This is a genomic window from Microbispora triticiradicis, assembly GCF_005864065.1.
Lineage (GTDB): Bacteria > Actinomycetota > Actinomycetes > Streptosporangiales > Streptosporangiaceae > Microbispora > Microbispora triticiradicis.
Genome location: NZ_VANP01000001.1, coordinates 1,013,025 through 1,027,893, shown reverse-complemented (window position 1 = coordinate 1,027,893; position 14,869 = coordinate 1,013,025). Strand labels below are relative to the sequence as shown.

The following is a 14,869-nucleotide window of genomic DNA, read 5'->3' as shown; positions in this document are numbered from 1 at the left end:
GTAGCCGGCTCTCGACCAGGCGGGAAGCCCTGGTCCGACCCCCAGGAGCACGACAGTGGGTCACGTCGACGTCCGTCCCGCCCCCCCGGCGGAGGACCTCCCGGCGCCACCTCCCCGGACGCCGCCGAAGTGGCGGGCCTGGCTGTGGGTGGGCCTGTCGGGCGTGCTGGGCGTGCTGATCGGCGCCGTCACGGCCACCGCCGGTCAGTACGTCAAGCTGACCGGCAACGTCCGGCACGAGGCGGTGACCAGACAGGACCTCGGCGACGCGCGGCCCCAGAAGATCAGCAAAGCGCTCAACGTGCTGATCGTCGGCTCCGACCAGCGTGACGGCGCGAACGCCAGATACGGCCGGTTCCCGGGCGAGCGCACGGACACGATCATCCTGGCGCACATCTCCCCGAACCGGGACGGCGCGGTCCTGATCAGCTTCCCCCGCGACTCGCTCGTCCAGTTACCGGCGTGTCCCGCCAAGGGCGACCGGCTCCCTGGCCAGCGGCCACACATCGGGATGATCAACGAGTCGTTCAACTCCGGCGGCATCGGCTGCACCTGGAGAACGATCGAACGGCTGACCCAGATCCGCATCGACCACTTCGTGAAGGTCGACTTCACCGGCTTCAAGGCGATGGTGAACGCGCTGGGCGGCGTGCCGGTCTGCCTGCCGCAGCCCGTCCACGACAAGAAGGCGCTGCTCACCCTGCCCGCCGGCAGGCAGGTGCTCAAGGGCGAGCAGGCCCTCGGGTACGTCCGCGCCCGCTACTCGCTCGGCGACGGCTCCGACATCGGCCGGATCCAGCGGCAGCAGATGTTCCTCGCCTCGATGGCCAAGAAGGCGATGAGCGGCGAGACGCTGATCGACCCCGCGACGCTGTTCGGGTTCCTCGACGCGGTGACCAAGGCGATCACCACCGACCCCGAGCTCACGATCGGCGTGATGAAGGACCTTGCGATGAGCGCGAAGGGCCTGACGGCCGGGCAGATCCGCTTCGTCACCACCCCCTGGCGCTACTCGGTCACCAGCCCCGGCCGGGTCGAGTGGGTGCAGCCCCAGGCCAGGCGCCTGTTCACCATGGTCGCCGCCGACCAGATCGCCAAGAACGTGCGCAGCGGCGAGCAGAAGATCCCCAAGTCGCAGATCCACATCCTGGTGCGCAACGGCAGCGGCAGGCAGGGCCTCGGCACCGAGGTGGCCGCAGAACTGGAGCAGCGCGGCTACCACATCGTGAAGGTCGAGCAGGCGCCCAGGCCGTACGCGAAGACCACCGTGGCCTACTCCGCCAACGGCGAGGGCCGGGCGTCGCGGTTGTACCGCGAACTCAAGAAGACGCGGTCCCACCTGGTCCGCACGTCCACCACGCAGGCCCTCGTGCTGGGGATCGGCGCCGACTGGCAGGGGATGAAGCCCCCCAAGACGCTCGACGACGTGGAGGGCTTCGACGCGACCCAGGACAGCTGCACGGCGTCCTGATCCAACGGCCTCCTGAGCTAGAACAATATGTCCAGCAGGCCTCCGCCGCGGCGCGGCGCCTCCTGGGTGGGGGCGGGCGCGGGAGCGGTGGTGGGCTCGGCCGTCGGCTCTGTCGTGGGTGCGACGGTCGCCGGCGCCTCGGTCGGCTCGTCCACCGTCACCGGAGCCTGCGACCGCACCGGGCCGCGCGACCGGGCCGGACGCGGAGAGGTGGTGGCTCGCAGCCCGGACTTCTGGTCGCGGGCCGATGTGTCACGGGACGGCGCCGCAGTGGCCGGTCCAGGGGTAGGCGCGGTGGTAGGGGCGCCGGACGAGGGATCGTCGTCACCCGGTCCGGGCTCGGCGAGCGCCGCGTCGTCGCCGGAGGCACTGTCCGGAGCCGGCGTCGGGGACGTCGCGGGTGCGCCGGCCGCGCAGCCCGCGCCTCCCGCACCTCCCGCGCTACAGGGCGGTTCGGCCGGGCTGCCCACCCACAGGGCGAGGGCCCAGATCGCGGCGACGACGCCGACACCGATCAGGCCGGCCCGCAGCAGCATGCCGCCGCGCCGCGACTCCTCCTCGTCCCCATAGGCGTCCTCCTCGGAGTCCTCGGGATCGGGCGCGCTGCGCCAGCCCGAGCCCAGGAAACCCCGGGGCTCGCTGCCCGAGGACTCCAGGACGACGGTCGCGGGCCTTTCCGCGGGCCTTTCGGTCTCCGGACGCCAGTCCTCCGCCAGCACGTCGCCGTGATCGGCCTGTTCGCCCTGCGCGGTCTGTCCCTCTGTCTGCCCGCGTGTCTGCCCCGGGGCGGCGAGGGCCGCTTCGTCGTGCTCCTCCGACCAGAACCGGTCTCCCTCGGCGTCGTGCCGGGCCTCGCCCGCGATGTACGGCCGTACCAGCGGGCCGGTCTGCTCGTGGGCGTCCTCGCCCTCGGCCGGGTCGTGCATGAGGGTCCTTCCGTACGTCATAGGTGAGCTGAGGGGATCAGGTCCTGTCCCCCCAGCGAACGTTCCTAGCACCTCTCGACACCACTTGTCCGGAAATTCCACAGCAATCACTGGAATCTCTGCCGTCACTCCATCCTCAAACCCAGCAAACCCATCGGAGTTGACGGAATCTCTGGAACGGTCTTTAATATCGACTAAACCGACTGACATGGTAGGAATAGAGGCAAGGCATGAAAGTGCGCAGGCTCGGGGCCATCGCAGCCGCCGTCGTGGCGACGTCCACCCTGGTCACCGCCTGCGGGGGAGGCGACAACGCCGGCGGGGGCGACGGCGGAGGCAAGGTCCAGTTGGCGCTGGTCGCCTACTCCACCCCCCAGGCGGCGTTCAAGGACATCATCGCGGCGTTCCAGAAGACGCCCGAGGGCAAGAACATCACCTTCACCCAGTCGTTCGGCGCGTCCGGCGACCAGAGCCGGGCCGTGGCCAACGGCCTCAAGGCGGACATCGTCGAGTTCTCCCTGGAGACCGACATCACCCGGCTCGTGAAGGCCGGCATCGTCGCGGCGGACTGGAACTCCGGCCCCACCGCCGGACCCAGCAAGGGCATCCTGACCAGGTCCGTCGTCGTGATCGGCACCCGCAAGGGCAACCCGAAGGGTCTGAAGACCTGGGACGACCTGATCAAGCCGGGAGTCGAGGTCATCACCCCGAACCCCTTCACCTCCGGCGGCGCCCGCTGGAACCTGCTCGCGGGCTACGGCGCGAAGTCGGACAAGGGCGCCGACCAGGCCGCCGGGCTCACCTATCTCGACTCGCTGCTCAAGAACGTGCCGGTCCAGGACGACAGCGGCCGCAAGTCGCTGCAGACCTTCACCGGCGGCAAGGGCGACGCGATCCTCACGTACGAGAACGAGGCGATCTTCGCCCGGCAGAACGGCCAGGAACTCGACTACACGGTTCCCGACGCCACGATCCTCATCGAGAACCCGGTCGCCGTGACGAAGAACAGCGCGCACCCCGCGGAGGCCGCGGCCTTCCTCAAGTACCTCTACTCGGTCGAGGCGCAGACGATCTTCGCGAAGAACGGCTACCGCCCCGTCGCCGACGGGGTGACCGGCTTCGACTGGCCCGCCCCGCCGCAGCTGTTCACCATCCAGGACCTCGGCGGCTGGGACAAGATCACCACCGAGTTCTTCGACTCGAAGACCGGCAAGGTCGCGGACATCGAGCGCAAGCTCGGCGTGGCCACCGAGAAGTGAGCGCTGGGAAAGTGAGCACTGGGAAATGAGCGTCGACGCCGCTGTGGGAGTGCGGCCGTCCCGGCGTCTGGCCGGCGGCACCGCCGCCGGCCTCGGGACCGCGGTGCTCTACCTGAGCCTGATCGTGCTGATCCCGCTGGCCGCCGTGGTGTGGCGGTCGGCCGACGAGGGCCCCGGTTACTTCTGGCGCTCGGTCACCACCCCCGACGCCTGGGCGGCGCTCACCCTGACGATCGGCGCGTCCGCCCTCGTGGCCGTGGTCAACCTGGTCATGGGCACGCTCATCGCCTGGGTGCTGGTCCGCGACCGCTTCCCGGGCAGGGCGGTCCTCGACACGATCATCGACCTGCCGTTCGCGCTGCCGACGATCGTGGCCGGTCTCGTCCTGCTCGCGTTGTACGGCCCGCAGTCCCCGCTCGGGATCAACCTGGCCTACAGCAGGGCCGGCGTCGTGCTGGCGCTGATGTTCGTCACGCTGCCGTTCGTCGTCCGTACGGTGCAGCCGGTCCTGCTGGAACTGGACGGGGAGATGGAGCAGGCCGCGGCGTCCCTCGGCGCCCGGCCGTTCCAGACCTTCCGCCGGATCATCCTGCCGAACCTGCTTCCCGCGATGCTGTCGGGCACCGCGCTCGCCTTCACCCGGGCGATCGCGGAGTTCGGCTCCACCGTGCTGATCTCCGGCAACCTGCCGTTCAAGACGCAGGTCGCGGCGGTGAACCTCTTCAGTCAGATCGAGGGCGACAACATGACGGGAGCGGCCGCGATCGCGACGGTCCTGCTCGTGGTGGCCCTGGTCGCACTGATCGCACTCGACGTCCTGCAGCGATGGGGGAGCCGCCGTGGCTAAGCACGTCCTGCGCCTGACCGCCGTCGTCTACATCCTGTTCCTGCTGGTCCTGCCGGTCGGACTGATCATCTGGCGGACCTTCGGGGACGGGCTCGGCCCGTTCGTCGAAGCCCTGACCTCGCCGTCGGCCGTACACGCCTTCAAGGTGACGATCACGGTCGCCGCCTGGGCGGTCGTGGCCAACACGGTCTTCGGCGTCGGCGCCGCGCTCCTGCTCGTGCGGCACGAGTTCCCCGGCAAACGGCTGCTCGGAGCGTTCATCGACCTGCCGATGGCCGTCTCGCCGGTCGTCGTCGGGCTCGCGCTCATCCTCGTGTACGGCCGGTTCTCCCCCGCGGGCGGCCTGCTGGAGAGCTGGGGCATCCAAGTGATCTTCTCCACCCCCGGCATGGTGCTGGCCACGGTGTTCGTCGCGCTGCCCCTGGTCGTACGGGCCATCGTGCCGGTGCTGGAGGAGCTCGGCGACGAGCAGGAGCAGGCCGCGCACACGCTGGGCGCGAGCCGCCTCCAGTCGTTCGTCCGCATCACGCTCCCCGGCATCCGCTGGGCCCTCGGCTACGGCGTCGTGCTCTGCCTGGCCCGTTCGCTCGGCGAGTACGGCGCGGTCGCGGTGGTCTCGGGCCGCCTCGTGGACCAGACCCAGACGCTGACGCTGTTCGTGGAGGAGCGGTTCCAGAACTTCGACCAGCCGGCCGCGTTCGCCGCCGCCACGGCCCTCGCCCTGATCGCCGTGGTCACCCTGCTGCTCACCAAGCTCCTGCGCCCGAAGGATCTGTCCGATGGCAATTGAGGTACGCGACGTGAACAAGTCGTTCGGGGCCACCCCGGTCCTGCGCGACGTGTCCGTGGACGTCGAGTCGGGGTCGCTCACCGCCCTGCTCGGCCCGAGCGGCGGGGGGAAGTCGACGCTGCTGCGGGTGATCGCCGGGCTCGAACGGCCCGACACCGGCACCGTCCGGATCTCCGGCTTCGACGCCACCCGCCTGTCGCCCCAGCGCCGCAACGTCGGCTTCGTGTTCCAGCACTACGCCGCCTTCAAGCACCTGTCGGTCTTCCGCAACGTGGCCTTCGGCCTGGAGATCCGCAAGCGGCCCAAGGACGAGATCCGCAAGCGGGTCATGGAACTGCTGGAGCTGGTCCACCTGGAGAAGCTGGCCGACCGTTACCCGTCGCAGCTCTCCGGCGGCCAGCGTCAGCGCATGGCCCTGGCCCGGGCGCTCGCGGTGGAACCGGAGGTGCTGCTGCTCGACGAGCCGTTCGGCGCCCTCGACGCGCAGGTGCGCAAGGAGTTGCGGGCCTGGCTGCGCCGGCTGCACGACGAGGTGCACGTCACCACCGTCTTCGTCACCCACGACCAGGAGGAGGCCATCGAGGTGGCCGACACGATCGTGGTGCTGGCCAACGGAGAGGTCGTGCAGGCCGGCAGCCCGGGCGAGGTGTACGACAACCCCGCCAACCCGTTCGTGATGCGCTTCCTCGGCCCGGTCACCGAGATCGGGGGCAGCCTGGTCCGCCCGCACGACATCGAGATCAGCTCCGGCCCGGTCGAGGGCGGGGCCCCCGCCGTGGTCTCCCGCGTCGTACGGCTCGGCTTCGAGGTACGCGTGGAGGTGAAGATCGGCACGGAGGAGGCGTGGGTCCAGGTGACGCGTGAGCAGGCCGACCGGCTCGCGCTGTCGCCCGGCGACACGGTGCACCTCAAGCCCTCTCCCGGGGCCCGGTCCCTGGTCCTCAGTGCCGTGTGAGAAATGCGGCTCTCCGTCAGGACCCAGTACGCCCTGCGCGCCGCCGCCGAACTGGCCGCGGCGGCGCCGGGGCCCGTCCCGGCCGAGCGGATCGCGTCGGCCCAGGGCATTCCCCGGCGTTTCCTCGACAACATCCTGTTGCAGATGCGGCGGGCCGGTCTCATCCACAGCCAGCGGGGACCGGAGGGCGGCTACTGGCTGGCCCGGCCCGCCACGGAGATCACGCTCGCCGACGTCGTGCTCATCGTCGAGGGAGCGCCGCAGGACAACGAGGATTTCCACGGCGTCGCCGGGCCGCTCGCCGATGTCTGGACGGCGCTGCGCGACCACGAGCAGGCGACGCTCACGGAGGTCACCCTCGCCCACATCGCGGCCGGTTCACTTCCGCCCCTCTAATCACCGCTATTCGCCCGGTTAGTTGTGCAAGACTCCGCATTCAAGGTGAAACGTGCCAGGCATAGAGGGCGGGCGAGATGGGTGCTGCTGGGCGGCTCATCGTCAAGCGATACCGGTTGGTCCGCGCTCTCGGCCGTGGCCGCACCGGGGTCGTCTGGGAGGGGCACGACACCCTGCTCGACCGGCCCGTGGCGGTCCGGGAGGTGCTGCTGCCCCCGGGCCTGGGCGAGACCGCGCGACTGCGGCTCGTCCACAAGATCGCCCGGGAGGCCCGGCAGGCCGAAGGGCTGCGCCATCCGCACATCGCCGCCGTCCACGACGTGGCCGAGGAGGACGGCGCTCCGTACATCGTGATGGAGCTGGTCCGGTCCCGCTCGCTCGACGGGATGGTCGCGGGCGACGGCCCGCTCACGCCCGCGCAGGCCGCGCCGATCGCCCGAAAGGTCCTGTCCGCGCTGGCCCATGCCCACGCGGCCGGCGTACGGCACGGCGATGTCCGGCCGGCCAACGTCCTCGTCGGTCATGACGGCCGGGTGCTGCTCGCCGACTTCGGCGTCTCCATGTTCACCACCGACCCGGCCTTCGCCCGCACCCGCCGCGACCCCGCTGCTCTTCCCACTGCTGCGACTGCCGGCCGGGATCCGGAGGACTTCCTCGCCCCGGAACGTTCCGCGGACGACCCCCGCACGATCGCCGCCGACCTGTGGTCGCTGGGCGCCACCCTCCATCTCGCGGTCACCGGCCGGCCGCCGTCGCATCCGCTGGGAGAGGTCCCCGAGGAGCTTCGCGCCGTACTGACCGGGCTCCTCGCCCGGGACCCGCGGCGGCGGATCGACGCGGAGGCCGCCGACCGGCTGCTCGCCGAGGCCGAGCCACCGGCTCCCGCTCCCCCCGTACGGCGGAGCCTCGGCCGGGCCCGGCTGGTCGTGGGCGTCACGGCGGCCGTGCTGGTCGCCTGTGCGGTGGGCGGCTGGGCGGTGCTGCGCCCCGGCGCCGAAGGCCGGGCCGCCGCCCCTCCGGCCGCCATCCCTGTCACGACACCTGCTGCCCCGGCCACTGCCCCTGCCACTGTCCCGGCCTCTGCCACTGGACCGGACGCCGTGCCCGTCTCCGGCTCGGCCTCCGCCACTCCCGCGCCGCGGCTCAAGTTGAAGTGGTATCGCTCGGACGCCGGCTGGCGGGCCGGTGTGCCCCGCGACTGGACCCGCGAGGACCAGCCGTACACCATCGCCTGGCGTGCCCCGGACGACGCGGCGGCGCTCGTCGTCGAGGTGACCGCGCAGAGCGGCACCGATCCCCTCGCGGCGCTCGGCGAGGCCGAGGCCATCTTCCTGCCGACCGCCAAGAGCTACCGCAAACTCCGGCTCAAGCCCGTGACCAGCCCGTACGGGCCCACCGCCGACTGGGAGTTCACCTGGAAGCCGCGGAAGGCGCCGGCGGGTGACCACCTGGTCAAGGGAGTCGGATATCACCAGTACCGACGGGTGATCTCGACGGGCACGACGACCAGCGTGCTGACCTGGACCACCCGGGCCTCCGACTGGGACACCCTGCGCCCGACCCTGGTCAAAGTGCTCTCGCTCTTCCAGCCGCCCGCCGCGAGCTGAAAATCCCCTCCCCGCCCCTGCGGATGTGCCATGATGAGCCACGACCGAAAGTGACAACGGTTTTCATTTTCTAGTGTGGTTACCGAGCAGGGGGTGACGCCATGAGAGTGGCGTTCGTGGGCAAGGGCGGAAGCGGGAAGACGACCCTGTCGTCGCTGTTCGCGAGGTATGCGACGCGGCGGGGACCGGTCGTCGCGATCGACGCGGACATCAACCAGCATCTCGGCCTGGCCCTCGGCGCTCCCGGGCAGCCTCACCCGCTGGGCGGGATGCTGACCGAGATCAAGGACTACCTGCGGGGCGACAACCCCCGCATCCGTGACGCGGCGTCCATGGTGAAGACGACTCCGCCCGGGCGCGGCTCCCGCCTGGTCCGGCTGGACGACCCGTTCTTCCCGTTCAGCCACGTCGACGGCGTCTCGCTCATGGTCACCGGCCCGTTCGGCGAGGACGACCTCGGGGTCGCCTGCTACCACTCCAAAGTCGGCGCGGTGGAGCTCTACCTCAATCACCTGGTCGACGGGCCCGGCGAGTACGTCGTGGTGGACATGACCGCCGGGGCCGACTCCTTCGCCTCCGGGCTCTTCACCCGGTTCGACCTCACCTTCCTGGTCGCCGAACCCACCCGGCAGGGCGTCGGCGTCTACCGGCAGTACCGCGACCACGCCGCCGGATTCGACATCCCGCTGGCCGTCGTGGGCAACAAGATCCACTCTCCGGAGGACGCCGACTTCCTCCGCGAGCAGGTGGGCGACGACCTGCTGACCTGGTTCGGTCACTCCCCCGCCGTCCGCGCGATGGAGCAGGGCCGGCCGTTCACTCTCGGCGACCTGGAGCCCACCGGCCACCATGCACTCGCCACCATGCTCGACCGGCTCGACGCGCAGCCCAAGGACTGGGCGAAGTTCGGCAGGCAGGCGGCCGAGTTCCACACCCGCAACGCCCGCGCGTGGGCGAACCGCGCCACCGGCGAAGACCTGGTCGCGCAGATCGACCCCGAATTCGTGTACGGCCCCGCCGTCACCACCCCCTGAACCTGACCCTGAACTCGTCGAAAGACATCGAGAGGAGAACAGCCATGTCGCTGTCCGTGCCCGACAACCTGCTCGCCCAGGCCCGTGCCGGCGAGGTGGACGACGCGGCCTTCGTCGCCTGCGTCCGCGACTCGCTGCCATACGCCTGGACGACCATCACCGCGCTGATCGAACAGCGGGACCGATCCGGAGCCGACTTCGCCGACAACCAGGTGCCGCCGCCCGACGAGGCCTCCCGCGGGCAGTTGCTCCGCTGCCTGGCCAGCGACGCGATGCGCGGCGCCCTCGAAAGGCACTTCGGCGTACGGCTCGCCTTCCAGAACTGCCACCGGGTCGCGGTCTTCGATCCGGCGGCGGCCGAGGCCTACGGGGAGTTCGTCACCCCCCGCGCGCAGATCCTGAACCAGAGCCCCGGCCTGGTCGACTGCTGAACACGCCCTACTGTGATCCGCCGTTGACATAGAGGGTCTGTCCCGTGACGTACGACGCGTCGTCGGAGGCGAAGAACGCCACCACCGACGCGATCTCGGTCGGCTGGGCGACCCGCCGCAACGGCACGAACTGCGAGGCGACGGCCTGGTGCTCCTCCGGCGACATGCCGAGCCGCACCGCCGTCGCCTCGGTCATCGGGGTCGCCACATAACCGGGCGCGACCGCGTTCACACGGACCCCGAACTGGCCGAGCTCGATCGCGAGGGTCGCGGTCAGCCCCTGGATCCCCGCTTTCGCCGCCGAGTAGTTGGCCTGCCCGCGGTTGCCCAGCGCCGACCGGCTCGACAGGTTGACGATGGCCCCCGATCTCCGGTCCACCATGTGTTTCTGCACCGCCCGGCTCATCAGGAACGCGCCCTTCAGATTCACGTCGAGCACCTTGTCCCAGTCGTCCTCCGACATGCGGAACACCAGGTTGTCCCGCGTCAGACCGGCGTTGTTGACCAGCACGTCGATACGCCCGAACTCGGCCATCACCGCCGACACGAGGCTCTCCACCTGGGCGCCATCGGACACGTCACCGCCGAAGGCGACCGCTCTGCCTCCGGTGACCGCGATCTCGTCCACGATCGTGGCGCAGCGATCCGCCGTGAGGTCCACGCACGCCACCACCGCGCCCTCCGCCGCGAGACGGCGGGCCGTGGCCGCACCGATCCCCCGCGCCGCACCGGTGACCACGGCGAACTTCCCAACGAACCGCTCCATCGCCAACCTCCGCGCCCGTGCCCGATCACAGCAACTTACTTAGCGCTCCCCCACAGGCGCGCTTCAACACAGGCGGGCTTCAACACAGGCGCGCCGCCGCTCATCCGCCTGGCTCACCTTCTCCGTGCTCACCTTGTCCGGGCTCACCTGTCCGCGTCCAGCCCCACGCGCCTGCCCGCCTCTATATCCGCAGTCGTGTGGTGCGGGGGTTGCGGTAGGTGAAGGCCCAGCGGTCGGCTCCGATCTTGCGGCGGGTGTAGCGGGTGGGGTGGCGGTAGCGGTCGCGGTTGTGGAACTGGCACGCCGGTCCCAGCAGTTTGAGGTCGGTCAGCCCGCCGCTGCACCAGTCCTCGGCGTGGTCGATCTGGCACATCGTGGCGGGCAGCGGGCAGCCGTCCACCCAGCAGGTGGCGTACCGGGCGAAGACGGCCCGCCGCTGGGCCGGGGTGGCCAGGCGGACCTTGCGGCCCATGTCCAGGACCTGCCCGGCAGCGTTGATGACGACCCGGACCAGGGTGCTGGTGCGGGCCAGCCGGTGCACGCTGGAGACGGGCAGCAGATGCCCGGTCGCCAGGATCAGCCCTGGCAACCCCCGCAACCACACCCACGGCGGACTGTTGCCCCCCAACCCTGGCGGAGCGTCGGCTCCCGTCCCCGCCCAGGACTCACCTCCCGGCCAGGCGCCACCTCCCAGCCGGGCGTCACTTCCAGGCCAGGCGTCGTTTCCCGGCCAAGCGCTGCCTGCCGCCCACGCCCGATCTCCCGACCCGGGCGGCGCGTCGGAGTGCTCCCCAAGCCAGGCGCTACCTCCCGGCCATGCCCGGCCTCCCCGCCAGGCACCGCCTTCCGGTCGGGCGCCGCCTGTTGGTCGGGCGCAGCCTTCTGCCTGCAGTGGGGCATCGGCTTCCGCCCACGGCCGCGCGTCGGAGCCGAGCCCTTGAGCGGTGCAATCGTCAGGGTCGGGAACGGGGTCGTCGCCTGAGCCGGGCTCAGGGCCAGGATCGTCACCCGGGTCCGTGTCCAAGAAGCCCGTGTCCAAGAAGCCGACGTCTGATTGGCCGGTCTCTGAGGGATGGGTGCCCAACGGGCCGGGATCAGGACCAGGGCCTGTGTCGGTGCCGGAGGAGCCGGGGCCAGGGCCGTCGCTCGGGTCGGCGTCTGAGGGGTCGCTGGTGGGGTGGCCGGCAGATGGGTCAGCTGTGGGGTCGTCTGAAGGGCTGGCTGTGGGATCACCTGAGGGGGTAGTGCCTGCGGGCTCGCGTGAGGGTTCGCCGGCTGGGGGGTCGTCGGGGAGGGATTCGGCGGTGACGAGCACCAGAAGCTCGGTTGCGATCTTGTTCTCCAGGAACGCGATGAACGCATCGGCGTTCCGCACGCTCGGGGTGCGGTCGTCGCCCTCGGCCTTGGGCTTGGCGTAGACATCCAGCAGGTGCTGCAACCGCGCGGCGGCCTCGACCGGGAGGTAGAACTCTCCCTCCAGCCCGCCGTTCCGGCGCCGCCGCACCCGGAAGAACCGGCGGTCGAAGTCGGCCTGCTCGTCGCTTTCGTGGCCGTCGGGGTCCAGCACCGCCCGCAGATACCGCCCCGCCTTGGCCACCTCCGCCGCCCCCGCCGAACCTGCCAACTCCAACAGAATCCCCTCGGCGGTGATCGCCTGCTCATCGGTCAACCCCGCGGTGGCCGTGCAGATCGCCTCCACGATCCCCTCCGCCAGGCTGCCCTCGGCGAACCGCTCACGCACCCGCGACAGACGACCCAACTCCGTGCCCATCGTCACCAACCGGCCCGCGCCGGGGATGGTCATTCCGCCAGCGGATCGCAGCCACAACCTGGTGGAGGCATGCCCATGGTTCTTCGCCTCCCCGGATCGATGCACCCGGCCGACCCGGGCGGCAAGCGCCGAAGTGATCCGGTCGCGGGCGGCCAGCAACTCCTCGGCCTCGGCCAGGCACACCTCCGCCGATTCGGGCGCCGGCGCGAGCGCCACTGCCCGGGCCGCCTCACCAACAGCCGCCACCGCCGCCCACGACGACGACCCCACACCACGATCACCCTCGAAGACACCGTCGGGAGCATCGCCGGGTACATCGCCACGAGCGCTACCCGGAGCACCGTCGGGAGCGCCCACCTTCGCCTGGCGGTCGTTACGACTCGTGCGCTCTCGCGCCCCAGGAACGACGATCGGGACGAATTCACGGGCGGCTGAACCCTCGGAAGACCACAGCGGCGAACCGGCCGTCAACTGGTCCCACCAGTCGGCGTCCTCACCAATCGAACGATGAGGGTGGTCAGAACCATCGCCGAACAGGTACATCGCACCCCCTCGATGCATTCGAAAATCTGTCTGTATTCTTTCATCTGCTGTCACGGACAGCAACCAGCCGAATACGATAGCTGGAGCCACTGGCCAGGTGGTGATATCAGCGCAAGTCGGGCACACAAGCCATAAGACGGATTCGCATTCCATATCTCTGTCGTCATCACGGCTCCAGCGGAATGGAATCCCCGGAAACCGGCCGGGAGCCGTGTTTGCGGGTGCAGGCAAGTAGGAGGCCGAGGAGGGACTCGCCCCTACGACCGACAAACTCTCCGCACCATCGGCAGGCCCCCGAAACCCTGTGACGGGACCGGGGGGGGCGGGACCGGGGCGCAACGCGGTGACGCGACCCGGCGCAACCCGGGTGACGGGACGCCGGGAAAAGGGCGTCGCGGGTGCTGTCGGCGGGGGACTTGACACCCCGTAGAAGACGTCCTCCCGATCGTGCCGAACGCCCCTCGGCGGACCGGCGGATCTTTGGCTGAAACTTTACCCTGGGCACCCGCGAACAGGAACGGCGATCAGCCGTCTGACCTGTGGATTCTCGACCGGGCTCGGTCCTTAACCCACGCCCCGCCAAGATGTCTTGTGCCATTTGGCATCAGGCGTGCCCAGCAGCCCCCATCATGTGCTCATGCCCGCTTTTGTCACCCTGTCCGGGCGCTCCGTGCGCCTGGAACCGCTCAGCTTCGCGGTGCTCGACGATCTTGTCGCCGCGGCGAGTGAAGACCGTTCTACGTACGCCTTCACTCGCGTTCCCGCTGGACGGGACGAGATGGCCTCCTACGTGGAGGCCGCCTTGGCTGAGCAGGCGGAGGGCCGCACGATGCCCTTCGCCATCCGGTGGCTGCACACCGACCGTGTGGTCGGTGCCACCCGTCTGATGAACCTGGAGTACTGGCAGGGCCCGATGCCCTGGCCTCCGGGTGCCAAGGGCGCGGTGGGCGAGGTCCCGTCCGTCGCGGACATCGGGTACACCTGGCTCGCCGCGTCGGCCCAGGGCACCGGTGTCAACCGGGAGAGCAAGTACCTGTTGCTCTCCCTGGCCTTCGAGACCTGGCAGGTTCACCGGATCACCCTCAAGGCAGACGTACGCAACACCCGATCCCGGGCCGCCATCGAGGCCCTCGGCGCGCACCTGGACGGTGTGCGACGGGCGGACAGCCGAGGCGCCGACGACACGGTCCGAGATACCGCGTACTACTCCATCCTGAGTCCCGAATGGCCCGCCGTACGCGAGCGTCTGCTCGCGAGGCTGGGCCTTCTGGAACCGGCGTCGGAAGCAGCCTGACAAGCCCCCATAGACAGATCCAAAGCCTATAAAAAGGGAGCGGCCCGTCCCGGGAAGGGACGGGCCGCGTCATGCCTGCGGACGATCAGGCGTCGTAGCCGTACTCGTCCTCGTAGGCGTTGTAGATCTCGTGCCAGCCACCGCACTTGACCGGGAAGTTGCTGTACAGACCGATCTGGCAGACCTGCGCCTGGACCTGCGCGACGTCGTAGCGCCAGAAGTTGATCTGCTTGTAGCCGCCGGCGCCGCAGTACTTGTACGACTTGAAGCTGGAGGACCAGTCGTCCTCGCTGTCGTCCCAGTCCTGGACGCGGAACCGGATGTAGGCGCACTTGCCGCCGTGCCGGTAGGTGCGGTTGTCCTGGTCGTAGAGCTTGCCGGTGACGTGGACCCGGTTCGACTCCTCGTCGTCGTAGTTCACGTCGATGTGGCCCTTGGCCTTGGCGAGGTGGTTGGAGGACCAGTAGGTGCCCCACCACTCGGAGTAGTCCCAGTCGTCGTCGTGGTGGGAGGCGGAGGCCGCGGACGCCGGGGCGGCGCTGGCGGCGGTCGTGAGGGCCGGCAGCCCGAGGGCGGTGACGGCGGTGGCAGCGGCGAGGCCGAGGATGATGGAGCGACGCATTTCGGTTCTCCTGTTCGAGGACGATCCCCCGATGCGGGGTGCTGTCGGGGTTGCGTCTCAGTGATAAGCCGCTCCGCCTGCAAATCGCTTTCACCGCCCGGACGGCGGTTTGCAGGCCGCTTTCAAGCACCTGAACGCACGCTGAACCCTGGTAAAT

14 protein-coding genes are annotated in these 14,869 nt (G+C 70.1%); 10 read left to right on the top strand and 4 right to left on the bottom strand.

All coding sequences use genetic code 11. The annotated features are described in order from the left end of the window. The first annotated feature begins 55 nt into the window (after positions 1-55). Complete coding sequence (locus tag FED44_RS04840; protein WP_111697629.1) at positions 56-1,471, top strand: LCP family protein; 1,416 nt, start codon at positions 56-58, stop codon at positions 1,469-1,471. 17 nt (positions 1,472-1,488) lie between these two features. On the opposite strand, the gene FED44_RS04835 is transcribed toward FED44_RS04840, so the two are convergent. After that, positions 1,489-2,418 (bottom strand): hypothetical protein, encoded by a 930-nt coding sequence (locus FED44_RS04835; protein ID WP_138459845.1) that lies wholly within the window; start codon positions 2,416-2,418, stop codon positions 1,489-1,491. Positions 2,419-2,627: 209 nt separating this feature from the next. Here FED44_RS04835 and FED44_RS04830 point away from each other — a divergent pair, with 209 nt between their 5' ends. The 8 genes from FED44_RS04830 (at position 2,628) to FED44_RS04795 (ending at position 9,716) form a co-directional block, all read left to right on the top strand. Then, positions 2,628-3,656 carry a sulfate ABC transporter substrate-binding protein gene (locus FED44_RS04830; protein WP_111697627.1) on the top strand — a complete coding sequence of 343 codons (1,029 nt, stop codon included), beginning with the start codon at positions 2,628-2,630 and terminating at the stop codon, positions 3,654-3,656. A gap of 25 nt (positions 3,657-3,681) precedes the next feature. Next, positions 3,682-4,503 (top strand): sulfate ABC transporter permease subunit CysT, encoded by an 822-nt coding sequence (gene cysT, locus FED44_RS04825; RefSeq protein ID WP_111697626.1) that lies wholly within the window; start codon positions 3,682-3,684, stop codon positions 4,501-4,503. Then, positions 4,496-5,293, top strand: a complete 798-nt coding sequence (locus FED44_RS04820) for a sulfate ABC transporter permease (RefSeq protein ID WP_111697625.1) — start codon at positions 4,496-4,498, stop codon at positions 5,291-5,293. The genes cysT and FED44_RS04820 overlap by 8 nt, the downstream gene beginning before the upstream one ends. After that, positions 5,283-6,248 (top strand): sulfate/molybdate ABC transporter ATP-binding protein, encoded by a 966-nt coding sequence (locus tag FED44_RS04815; protein ID WP_138459844.1) that lies wholly within the window; start codon positions 5,283-5,285, stop codon positions 6,246-6,248. Before FED44_RS04820 ends, FED44_RS04815 begins: the two co-directional genes overlap by 11 nt. Positions 6,249-6,251: 3 nt before the next feature. Next, on the top strand, positions 6,252-6,644 hold the full coding sequence (locus FED44_RS04810; RefSeq protein WP_111697623.1) for an RrF2 family transcriptional regulator: 393 nt from the start codon (positions 6,252-6,254) through the stop codon (positions 6,642-6,644). Between the two features lie 77 nt (positions 6,645-6,721). Next, a complete protein-coding gene (locus FED44_RS04805; RefSeq protein ID WP_138459843.1) occupies positions 6,722-8,251 on the top strand; it encodes a serine/threonine-protein kinase in 1,530 nt (509 codons plus the stop codon). A gap of 101 nt (positions 8,252-8,352) precedes the next feature. Continuing rightward, positions 8,353-9,285, top strand: coding sequence for an ATP-binding protein (locus FED44_RS04800; protein WP_111697621.1), 933 nt, complete (start codon positions 8,353-8,355; stop codon positions 9,283-9,285). Positions 9,286-9,329: 44 nt separating this feature from the next. Continuing rightward, entirely contained in the window at positions 9,330-9,716 is a 387-nt protein-coding gene (locus FED44_RS04795; protein ID WP_138459842.1) for an SCO5389 family protein, read from the top strand. Between the two features lie 7 nt (positions 9,717-9,723). Here FED44_RS04795 and FED44_RS04790 read toward each other — a convergent pair whose 3' ends face one another. Both FED44_RS04790 and FED44_RS04785 read right to left on the bottom strand, forming a co-directional pair. After that, positions 9,724-10,482 (bottom strand): glucose 1-dehydrogenase, encoded by a 759-nt coding sequence (locus FED44_RS04790; RefSeq protein ID WP_111697619.1) that lies wholly within the window; start codon positions 10,480-10,482, stop codon positions 9,724-9,726. 181 nt (positions 10,483-10,663) lie between these two features. Beyond that, the gene (locus FED44_RS04785) at positions 10,664-12,523 is read right to left on the bottom strand and encodes an HNH endonuclease signature motif containing protein (RefSeq protein WP_167521391.1); all 1,860 of its coding nucleotides are present in this window, start codon (positions 12,521-12,523) and stop codon (positions 10,664-10,666) included. A 910-nt stretch (positions 12,524-13,433) separates the two neighbouring features. On the opposite strand from FED44_RS04785, the gene FED44_RS04780 reads away from it, so the two are divergent. Continuing rightward, positions 13,434-14,090: a GNAT family N-acetyltransferase gene (locus FED44_RS04780; RefSeq protein ID WP_111697670.1), complete on the top strand. Its 657-nt coding sequence runs from the start codon at positions 13,434-13,436 to the stop codon at positions 14,088-14,090. Between the two features lie 85 nt (positions 14,091-14,175). On the opposite strand, the gene FED44_RS04775 is transcribed toward FED44_RS04780, so the two are convergent. Beyond that, a complete protein-coding gene (locus FED44_RS04775) occupies positions 14,176-14,712 on the bottom strand; it encodes a hypothetical protein (RefSeq protein WP_111697616.1) in 537 nt (178 codons plus the stop codon). Between the last annotated feature and the right edge of the window lie 157 nt (positions 14,713-14,869).

What these genes read in the sequence shown, in the direction of transcription:
- FED44_RS04835 (WP_138459845.1), bottom strand. Translation starts at nt 2,418, where the DNA reads ATGACGTACGGAAGGACCCTCATGCACGACCCGGCCGAGGGCGAGGAC.
- FED44_RS04830 (WP_111697627.1), top strand. Translation starts at nt 2,628, where the DNA reads ATGAAAGTGCGCAGGCTCGGGGCCATCGCAGCCGCCGTCGTGGCGACG.
- cysT (WP_111697626.1), top strand. Translation starts at nt 3,682, where the DNA reads ATGAGCGTCGACGCCGCTGTGGGAGTGCGGCCGTCCCGGCGTCTGGCC.
- FED44_RS04815 (WP_138459844.1), top strand. Translation starts at nt 5,283, where the DNA reads ATGGCAATTGAGGTACGCGACGTGAACAAGTCGTTCGGGGCCACCCCG.
- FED44_RS04810 (WP_111697623.1), top strand. Translation starts at nt 6,252, where the DNA reads ATGCGGCTCTCCGTCAGGACCCAGTACGCCCTGCGCGCCGCCGCCGAA.
- FED44_RS04805 (WP_138459843.1), top strand. Translation starts at nt 6,722, where the DNA reads ATGGGTGCTGCTGGGCGGCTCATCGTCAAGCGATACCGGTTGGTCCGC.
- FED44_RS04800 (WP_111697621.1), top strand. Translation starts at nt 8,353, where the DNA reads ATGAGAGTGGCGTTCGTGGGCAAGGGCGGAAGCGGGAAGACGACCCTG.
- FED44_RS04795 (WP_138459842.1), top strand. Translation starts at nt 9,330, where the DNA reads ATGTCGCTGTCCGTGCCCGACAACCTGCTCGCCCAGGCCCGTGCCGGC.
- FED44_RS04790 (WP_111697619.1), bottom strand. Translation starts at nt 10,482, where the DNA reads ATGGAGCGGTTCGTTGGGAAGTTCGCCGTGGTCACCGGTGCGGCGCGG.
- FED44_RS04780 (WP_111697670.1), top strand. Translation starts at nt 13,434, where the DNA reads ATGCCCGCTTTTGTCACCCTGTCCGGGCGCTCCGTGCGCCTGGAACCG.
- FED44_RS04775 (WP_111697616.1), bottom strand. Translation starts at nt 14,712, where the DNA reads ATGCGTCGCTCCATCATCCTCGGCCTCGCCGCTGCCACCGCCGTCACC.